Here is an 8,880-nt window from a genome sequence, read left to right as displayed (position 1 = left end):
GATCAGCCCGATGAACGGAATCGCACCCACGACGGTGACTGTGACGGCCGCGATGATAGCCACGATGACGATGGCGGAGTACTCGACAAGCTTGACGCGGACGCCCACTCCCTTAGCCAGGTCGTGGCCCAGGCCGAGCAGGGTCAACCGGTCAGCGAGTACGTAAGCTGCGAGGGCAAGCAATGCGACGAGCCAGAGGAGCTCATAGCGGCCGCGGAGCACGCCTGCGAAGGATCCGAGCTGCCACGCACCGAGGCTCTGCAGCAGGTCGAAGGAGTATGCGAAGAACGTGGTGGCGGCGCCAATAATGCCGCCGTAGATGATGCCCACCAGCGGAACTGTGAAGCCGGTTCGCACCTTGATTCGGGACACGATAACTAGAAATCCGATCGTGCCGATGAGCGCGGTGAGGCTTGCCATCCCGAGCTTCACCCACATCGGGGCACCGGGCAGGAGCAGCGCGACGGCCAGCAAACCAGCCATCGCCGACTCCGTGGAGCCGACGGTCGACGCCTCAACGAAGCGGTTACGCGCCAGCAGCTGCATGATCAGCCCGCCCATGGCCAACGCGGACCCTGCCAGCAAAGCGGCGAGGGTGCGCGGGATGCGGGAGACAGCGACCACGGAGGAGTCCGCATCCGCCGCCCCCAGCATCAGGCTGAGGAGCGAGAGCAGCACGAGCACGGCGGCGATGATCATGCCGTAGATGAGTCCGCGCGAACGCGGCGCTAGACGTTCTGCAGATTCGGACGTCGCCGCGGAGCTGCTTACTGCGGCGGCGTCGATAGCATTGCTCTGAGATCCGACCTCATTCCGGTATGAGGTCTGCGGGGCGTGCGACAAGGGGGCCCCTGCCTGCCTCGTCAGGGTGCTCACGGAACCGTTGGTACCCATCTGATCGCTACTCTCCTACTGCCGTCTCGCTCGCTATTTACGTGGTTGCACCGCGCCCCGGGAGCCCCGTGGCGCGGTTTTTGTTTTATTAGAGTGCCTGCTCGATATCGTCAAGCATGGTGTCCAGGCCGTCGACGCCGCCACCGTTGAGGTACCAGTCAGCACCGCTCAGCATGTAGATCCGGTCCTCCTTGGCCGCGTCGGTCGACTTGACCAGCTCGTTGTCGAGGGTGGCCTTCGCGGAGTGGCCCTCCTGGCCGATGGCTGCGTCGCGGTCGATGACGAAGATGGTCTTCGGGTTGATCTTCTTCAGCAGCTCGAAGGAAGCGTTCTCGCCGTGGGAGCTGTCGCTGTCGATGTCGCCTGCCGGAGTGAAGCCGAGGTCGTTGAAGACCAGGCCGAAGCGGGAGTCCGCACCGTAGAGGCTAATCTCGCCACCGCTGGTCATGAGGACGGCGGCCTCCTTCTTATCAGCCGGAACGGACTCAGAGATCTTCTTCACGCGATCGCGGATCTCGTCGGCCTTCTCCTTAGCTTCCTCTTCCTTACCGAAGAGCTTGCCCAGGGCTTCGACGCGCTCCAGATTGCTCTCAATCGTGTAGTGGTCGTAGTCGATCGTCATGTTCGCGGTCGGCGCGATCTTCTCGAACTCCTTGAGCATCTTCTCCTGACGTCCGCCGATAAGGATCAAGTCCGGGTCCGCTGTGGCGATGGCTTCCATGTCCGGCTCCTTCAGCGAACCAGCGTTAGCTTCGATCCCCTCTGCAGCCTCCGGCATGGTGGCGGCCTTGGCGGTGGACACGACGCGGTCCTTCTCCCCCAGCGCAGCCAGGGTGTCGAGGGAGGCGTAGTCGAGGACGACGATGCGCTTCGGCTCGGACTCCAGCTCGACGGTGCCGTTTTCCGCCTCGAGGGTATAGGTTCGGTCCGCGTTATTCTGCTGGCTGGACGCGGAGTTATTCTCGGCGGAGTTATCCTCGGCTGCGCAGCCCGTGAGGATCAGGGAGAATGCGGCAGCTGCTGCAACGAGTGCGTGGGAGATCTTCAATCTTTTGCTCTTCCTAGTTCGTCCCGGTCCGCCTCTGCGGGGAGACACGGCCGGTATTATTCCGAAAGTTGACCGAACAAGCAAGGTTAGCTTGCCCTAAGTCCCCCCTAGATACTGTCAAAGAGAGTGAAGATAGGCAAGCCTAATTTGATCCCACGGGAAATTTACACAACATTCCTGTTGCTAATTACCCCCATTGCCGGGTGGACAGGGGGTAAAAGCCACTAGAAACGGTCGACCCACCCTGTCACGCGCTCCTCCACGGACGACACATCAAGGCCCACTTCCTCGAGCACCTCGCCCCGTGATGCATGCGCCAGGTATTCCTGAGGCACCGCGAGCAAACGCACCGGCGTATCTACTTCTGCAGCACTCAATGCCGCCTGCAGCGCAGAACCGGCCCCACCGTGGATACCGTTATCCTCGACCGTCACCACCAGGTCGGCAGCGCCGGCGAGCTCGATGAGGTCCTCAGAGACCGGATAGACCCAGTGCGGATCCACGACCGTGGCCTCCCAGCCCTTCGCCTTGGCTGCCTCTGCAGCTGCCCGGGATTGTCCCACGAGCGCGCCGTAGTTAATCACCAGCAGTTTCTCCGCACCGTCCCCATCGGCGGTGCTGTGCTCAAACAGGACGTCGTAGCTCTCCTCCTGCCGCAGAGCAGGAATGTCTGCCGGAACGCTACCCTTCGGGAAACGCACGACGGTGGGAGCGTCGTCAACATCGAGGCACCGGTCCAGCGCCACGCGCAGTTGCGCTCCGTCACGCGGGGCGGCGACATGAATTCCCGGCACAATTCCGGTGATAGACATGTCCCACATACCGTTGTGGCTGGCCCCATCCGGGCCAGTGATTCCCGCGCGGTCCAGGACGAAGGTCACGCCCAGACCGAGCAGGCCAACGTCCATCAGCATCTGGTCGAAGGCTCGGTTGAGGAAGGTCGAATACACCGCAACAACCGGGTGCAAACCACCCAAGGCCAGGCCAGCCGCAGAGGTCACGGCATGCTGTTCTGCGATGCCGACGTCAAAGGTGCGCTGGGGGAGGACCTCCCCAAACTCCGCGAGTCCGGTGGGGCCGGCCATCGCGGCTGTGATCGCCACGACGTCATCCCTCTCCCCAGCCCGCTCGATGAGGTGCGAGGAGAACACCTGGGTCCAGCCGGGCTTCGAGGCTTCCTTCGGCGCACCCGTGACAGGGTCGATGACGCCCGTGGCGTGCATCTGATCAGCTTCGTCTTTCTCCGCCGGATCGAAGCCCTTGCCCTTGTGTGTGATCGTGTGGACGATGACGGGGCCACCGTAGTCCTTCGCGTAACGCAGCGCGTTTTCCACCTGGCCGATATCATGCCCATCAACCGGGCCGATGTACTTAAGCCCCAGGTCGGAGAACATTTCCTGCGGCAGGATGGAGTGCTTGACCCCTTCCTTGAGCCCGGAAATCAGCTGGAATGCCCGGTCCCCAACCCACCCCATACGGCCGAGGGTGTTCTTCCCGGACTCCATCACCTTGTCGTAGGCAGGCTGCAGGCGCAGCGCGGCGAGGTTCTCCGCCAGCCCGCCGATCGTCGGCGAGTAGGAACGCCCATTGTCGTTGACGACGATGACGATCGAGCGCTTCTTGCCGGTGGCGATGTTGTTCAGCGCCTCCCAACACATGCCGCCCGTGAGCGCCCCATCACCAACGACAGCCGCGACGTGACGGTGAGTCTGACCGCTCAGCTCGAAGGCCTTGGCCAGCCCGTCGGCATAAGACAGCGACGCCGAGGCGTGGGAGGATTCGGTCCAGTCGTGCGGGCTTTCCGCGCGGTCCGGGTAGCCCGATAGGCCGTCCTTTTGCCGCAGTGTGTCGAAGAGGTCGCGGCGCCCCGTAAGGATCTTGTGTACGTACGCCTGGTGTCCCGTATCGAAAATCAGGGGGTCAGATGGCGAGTCGAAGACACGGTGCAGCGCCATCGTCAGCTCGACGACACCGAGGTTCGGGCCCAAGTGTCCGCCGGTCGCGGAAACTTTTTCAATTAAAAATTCCCGAATGTCCTGCGCCAGCTGATCCAGCTTACCCTCATCGAGCATCTTCAGATCCGCTGGTGAGGAAATATTTTCAAGGATTCCCATTGAACTCAGTTTCTCTCCATCCCACATTCTTTTCGCTGGCCCCAGCTTAGTGAGGACACCGCCTTCAGCGTTATTCGCCCGACGCCTCGAAGTACATCAACGTCTCGACGTGATGGGTCAGCCCGAAGGCGTCGACGATCTCCATCTCACACAGCTCATAACCCGCGTCTCGCCACAGGCCTGCGTCACGGGCTGCCGTGGCGGGGTCGCAGCCGATGTGGATCACCCGCGGTGGGCGGTGCTGCGCGATGTTCTGAATGACGGCCGCTCCCGCTCCCGTACGCGGCGGGTCGAGGACGACGGCATCCAGGTCCGCAACCTCCTCGAGATTCTCCAGCCACGCGCCGACGTCACTGCTGCGGAAGCGCACGGCCGTGTCTGTGCCTTCGGTGCGAGACTCCCGGGCCGCCCGAAACGCTTCCCGACCAGCGTGCGTTGCGCTGCTCGCGACGTCCACAACCTCAACGTTACGGGCGGAGCCCAGCAGCCCTGCGGACAGAGCGCCGCAGCCGCCGTAGAGGTCCCACACAGTGTTCAGGTCTCCGTGCAATCGGTCGGCGACCCAGCGGGCGTAATAGGCGCTGGCCGAGATATGGGACTGCCAGAACGCGTCCACGGGCACCTTCCAGCTGACACCGAGATGGGAGTGCAGCACCTCCCCATCGCCGTCGAGGACATGGCGTTTCCGGCCCCGGCGGGTCTTCTTGAGCTCCACGACGGAGCGCTTACCGTCTCGACCGACGCCAACCACAACCTCACTGTGTGGGCTGGGGTTGAGCCCGGTGACACCGTCGGTCAGTCCGGGCAGCCACTGGGAGCACTCAGCCTCAGCCAGCGGGACAAGCTCATTGCTTTTGGGCTTCCGCAGACCGGACTGCCCTTCCTCGTCGACGCCGAGGCGCACCCGGTGACGGTAGTGGGTAAAAGGCCACAGTCTCGTCGCGCGAACATGAGCATCGAGGAATTCCTGCGGCAGCTCAAACTTGGCGAGGCGACGGAACTGGTCGATGACGACCGCCTGCTTAAATTCCAGCGAGCCTTCCGCATCAACGAAGTCGAGGTCGCAGCAACCAGCTCCGGCAGCAGCAGCGTCGCATTGACCAGCGACCCGGTGCGGGCTCGGCTGGTCAATAGCTAGCGCTTGACCAGTGCGGAACCTTTGCTTGCCGCTTTTTTTAGCCGGGTCCAGCGCAACCTCGACCCCCTTCTCCCCGGGCAACCCGCCACGAACAAAAACGATCTGTCCGTCGTGCTGGCCGATGACCACACCTCGGTGGCCGGGTTGATCCAGATCCAGAGTGATGGTCTCCGGGCTAATCATTGCCGTCCTCGTTGGAATCCTGCTGCTGTGCCGGGGCATTCTGCTGCTCCTGCAGGTGTCGCGCCAGTTCCTCAACCATGGCCTGCGGGAGCTGAACCGGCAGCGGATCGCCGGCGGGGATTGGGTCCGTGCCGCGAACGACGAAGGTGCGGGCGATGATCTCGCGGCCCAGCGCTGCCATCTGGTCAGCTGACTCCTGTGGGCCGGCGAGGGTCATGCGCAGCATCCATCGCGGGCCTGTCGCCCCAATAACCCGAAGTGTTCCGTCACCGGACTGTGCGACGATCTCCGCGCCCCATGGACCCTCCTCGGTGGTTGCCTCCAGCCCGTCGGCCGCCATGCCCTCGATGAGCATGGGCACCGTGTTATCCCAGAGTTCGCCGGTGGTCGGGGCAGCGAAGGCCACCGGTGTGACCCGGCCAAAGGGGGTGAGGATGTGGAGCATCTGTGGGCCGTCATCGCCCATCTCAACCTGTACCTCGGCCTCGTGTGGGACCGGGATCATCATGGACCCCAGGTCGAGCCCGCCCTTGGCGAAATCGCTGAAATTGTACTCGCGGTAGTCGAGCGTATCCCCGTCAAAGGGACCAAAGTCCTCGCCCTGCACAGGGGCCCCATCTTCTGCTGATCCGGCCGCGGCGCTTTTCGCCGAGTCGGGAACCTCCTGCTTTTCCTGGTTCTGGGGCACGTTTGGTTCCACACCGGATGGCTCGTTCTTCTTAGAAAATGGCCACATTTCTTAACAACTGTCCTTTCGCACTCGCTAACGCGGCGCTGGCAAGCGTCACCGTTGGGGTTTAAAGGCTGAAAACTAAACTTAATCTGCTAACGGAGCTGGCTACCTGGCTGCGTATCAACGCGTTCCGGTGGAGCCGTGGCCACCACTTCCTCGGTCGGTCTCCCCGAGTTGATCAAGGCTGTCCACCGCGACGATATCGCAGAGACTGACCTCCTGGATCAGCAGCTGAGCGATGCGTTCACCCCGGCTGATGCTGATTGTTTCTTGCGGGTCAAGGTTGATCAGGTTGATCTTGACTTCCCCGCGATACCCCGCGTCGATGGTTCCGGGCGCATTGACGATCGATAGGCCCTTCTTCACCGCCAGTCCGCTGCGCGGGTGCACCAGGCCAACCTTGCCGACCGGCACCGCCATCGCAATTCCCGTTCCTACCAGGCGGCGCTGCCCCGGGGTCAAGGTGATGTCCTCGGCGGAGTAAAGATCAATGCCCGCATCGTCGGGGTGCGCTCGGTTGGGTAGCGGGAGAGATGGATCAATCTGAAAAATTTCCAACGGGCTGCTCATGAGGATCCACTCTACAAGGTCGTCCCGATCCCGTGATGGGCCCGCCGCGGGAAAACCTCCCCTTACTGGGAGCAGCGGCTGCTTCGGAGAACGTGCTGGTGTGTGGGTAAGATGGTGACCGGTAATTGCCACCCGGTTGAGGCTCAGCATGGCGCCGAATCGTCTATGAGTCAGGGGCCGGGTAAACATCCACATGTAGACGAGGAGCACTCTGCGAGTCATGGACGCTGCGAACGGAGCATCGACCCCACCACCGGCGAGGCCCGACAAGGCGGCGGGCACGCGGGTGCTGTACAGCGAGTCCCAGCAAGTTCCGCTGTCCTGGTGGCTCGCCGCCAGCGGCGTGGTCGCCATCATTGCGTGGCAGGCTCAGATGGGTCGCGACTGGTGGTGGTCGATCGTGGCCGGGGTGATTGCAGCCGCCCTCGTGGCTTGGGGTCTCATCGCTCTTTCTCGGACGAAGGTCGAGGTCGTGGAAGACTCCCGGGGGGGCAGGGTTATCCGCGCGGGTGATGCCCAGCTGCCGGCCTCCGTGGTCGACCGCACGCTGGTCATTCCGCCCACCGCGAAGCAAGCTGCGTTGGGTCGCCAGCTCGACCCTGCCGCTTTCGTCATTCACAAGGGGTGGATTCCGACGATGGCAATGCTCGTGCTCGATGATCCGTTGGACCCCACCCCTTACTGGCTGGTCTCCAGCAAGAACCCCCAGGAACTGCTGGAGGCGCTGGGAAGGCCCATTTACTAAGGGTTCCCAGCGCCTCCGCCCTCCCGGTCTGCTCGGTGTTACACCCACAGGCCGGCTTTTTATGCCTTAAGCGCAGTCGATGCAGATGAACTCGGTGTCGCTGAGCTTTTCACCTACACGGCTGCGGTGCTGCACGAGGAAACACTCGGAGCAGGTGAACTCGTCGTTCTGCTTCGGCGTGACCGTGGTTGACAGCTCCTCCCCGGAGACTTCCTCCATCGGCAGTTCGAAGGGCTCCACGATTTCGCCATCGTCGGTGTCCGAAATCGCTGGCTCCGCCTTCTCAGCGGCCTTCAAGCCTTCGAGAGAGTCAGTCTCCAGCTCTTCCTCAGCGCTTCGTCGCGGTGCATCGTAGTCCGTGGCCATCGTTGTCCTCCCACATTCCTCGGATGATGCTCATCAGTTCTTGGGCGGGGTCCCCGCCACCTGCCGTACCGGGGGCCACAAGCCCTTTCTCCACGGCAGCCATTCGGCCCCTAGTCGAGGGCGCCTCATGTGTGCTGAACGCGGATATTAGGCCATGAGGTGCACACTTGTCATCTCTCTCATAGTCATCGCAAAGAAAGTTGCTCGATGCTACCCCCTGCACCCTGGCTAAGCAGCATTTTTTCGAGTTCTTCCTGCACCCCCGGCACGCCGGCGATGATGGGCAGCCCGCTGTCCGCCGTGTAGTTCAGCGTGGGGGTGAGCACGGTTGCTCCCGCCCTTGCAGTAATCAGCGCGCCGGCCGCGAAGTCCCAGGCGTTGAGCCCGTGCTCGTAGTAGCCGTCCACCTGACCGCTGGCCACCATGCAGAGGTCGAGCGCGGCAGAACCCAGGCGTCGGATATCCCGCACGTGAGGCAGGACGGCGCCCAGCAGGCGTGCCTGTCGCTGCCGGCGTTCGGCGTCGTAGGAAAAACCGGTCGCCACGAGCGCCTGCGCCGCGTCCTTCCGTGCCTCCTGCCGGCTAATGTTCTTGCGGTCACCGACGACCGCGTCCTCGCTCCCCAAATCAACGGGGGCGACCGTCGCGGGGCCACCGACACAGGCGCCAAAGACATGTCCATGTGCAGCGTCAACGACTGCACCGGCCACCGGCACCCCGTCGATGGCAGCTGCTACTGACACAGAGAAGGCGGGAATCCCGTAGACGAAATTAACGGTGCCGTCGATCGGATCCACGATCCACTCCAGCCTTGGCCCTGCAGAGTCACCAGGATCGGCGCCCAAGGATCCTGCAGCGGGGGCAGAACTATCCGCCCCCTCCTCTTCGCCGAGCACGGTGGCCTGCGGGAACCGGTCATGCAGCCACTCGCGGATGAACGTCTCCGCAGCGCGGTCTGCTTCGGTGACGGGGTCGACTGCGGAAGACTTGGTCTGAGCCACCGGCATCGCCGAACCCATCAGCTCGATGATGGAGCCCGCCACCGCCTCACCATCGGTGCGTTCCCGGCGAGTGCGCAACACCAAGGCA

Annotated in this window: 9 protein-coding genes; 1 reads left to right on the top strand and 8 read right to left on the bottom strand. The window is 63.1% G+C overall.

What is annotated here, in order from left to right; all coding sequences use genetic code 11:
• The 6 genes from Q1V78_RS08690 to dut form a co-directional block, all read right to left on the bottom strand.
• The coding region (locus tag Q1V78_RS08690; RefSeq protein ID WP_300613653.1) for an iron chelate uptake ABC transporter family permease subunit at nt 1-894 on the bottom strand (894 nt) is incomplete at its 3' end.
• 88 nt (nt 895-982) lie between these two features.
• The gene (locus Q1V78_RS08685; protein ID WP_300613652.1) at nt 983-1,942 is read right to left on the bottom strand and encodes a siderophore ABC transporter substrate-binding protein; all 960 of its coding nucleotides are present in this window, start codon (nt 1,940-1,942) and stop codon (nt 983-985) included.
• Between the two features lie 224 nt (nt 1,943-2,166).
• Nucleotides 2,167-4,056, bottom strand: coding sequence for a 1-deoxy-D-xylulose-5-phosphate synthase (gene dxs / locus Q1V78_RS08680; protein WP_300613650.1), 1,890 nt, complete (start codon nt 4,054-4,056; stop codon nt 2,167-2,169).
• Between the two features lie 70 nt (nt 4,057-4,126).
• The gene (locus Q1V78_RS08675; protein WP_300613648.1) at nt 4,127-5,377 is read right to left on the bottom strand and encodes a class I SAM-dependent RNA methyltransferase; all 1,251 of its coding nucleotides are present in this window, start codon (nt 5,375-5,377) and stop codon (nt 4,127-4,129) included.
• Nucleotides 5,370-6,065: a DUF3710 domain-containing protein gene (locus Q1V78_RS08670; RefSeq protein WP_300613646.1), complete on the bottom strand. Its 696-nt coding sequence runs from the start codon at nt 6,063-6,065 to the stop codon at nt 5,370-5,372. Before Q1V78_RS08670 ends, Q1V78_RS08675 begins: the two co-directional genes overlap by 8 nt.
• A gap of 165 nt (nt 6,066-6,230) precedes the next feature.
• Complete coding sequence (gene dut, locus Q1V78_RS08665) at nt 6,231-6,680, bottom strand: dUTP diphosphatase (protein WP_300613645.1); 450 nt, start codon at nt 6,678-6,680, stop codon at nt 6,231-6,233.
• Nucleotides 6,681-6,900: 220 nt separating this feature from the next.
• On the opposite strand from dut, the gene Q1V78_RS08660 reads away from it, so the two are divergent.
• Complete coding sequence (locus tag Q1V78_RS08660; RefSeq protein ID WP_300613644.1) at nt 6,901-7,425, top strand: DUF3093 domain-containing protein; 525 nt, start codon at nt 6,901-6,903, stop codon at nt 7,423-7,425.
• A 66-nt stretch (nt 7,426-7,491) separates the two neighbouring features.
• On the opposite strand, the gene Q1V78_RS08655 is transcribed toward Q1V78_RS08660, so the two are convergent.
• Both Q1V78_RS08655 and Q1V78_RS08650 read right to left on the bottom strand, forming a co-directional pair.
• Complete coding sequence (locus Q1V78_RS08655; protein WP_300613643.1) at nt 7,492-7,791, bottom strand: DUF4193 domain-containing protein; 300 nt, start codon at nt 7,789-7,791, stop codon at nt 7,492-7,494.
• Between the two features lie 185 nt (nt 7,792-7,976).
• A partial coding sequence (locus Q1V78_RS08650) for an inositol monophosphatase family protein (RefSeq protein WP_300613642.1) occupies nt 7,977-8,880 on the bottom strand: 904 nt, incomplete at its 5' end.

The organism is Corynebacterium sp., from assembly GCF_030152825.1.
Taxonomy (GTDB): Bacteria; Actinomycetota; Actinomycetes; order Mycobacteriales; family Mycobacteriaceae; genus Corynebacterium.
This window is presented reverse-complemented; position numbering and strand designations above follow the sequence as displayed.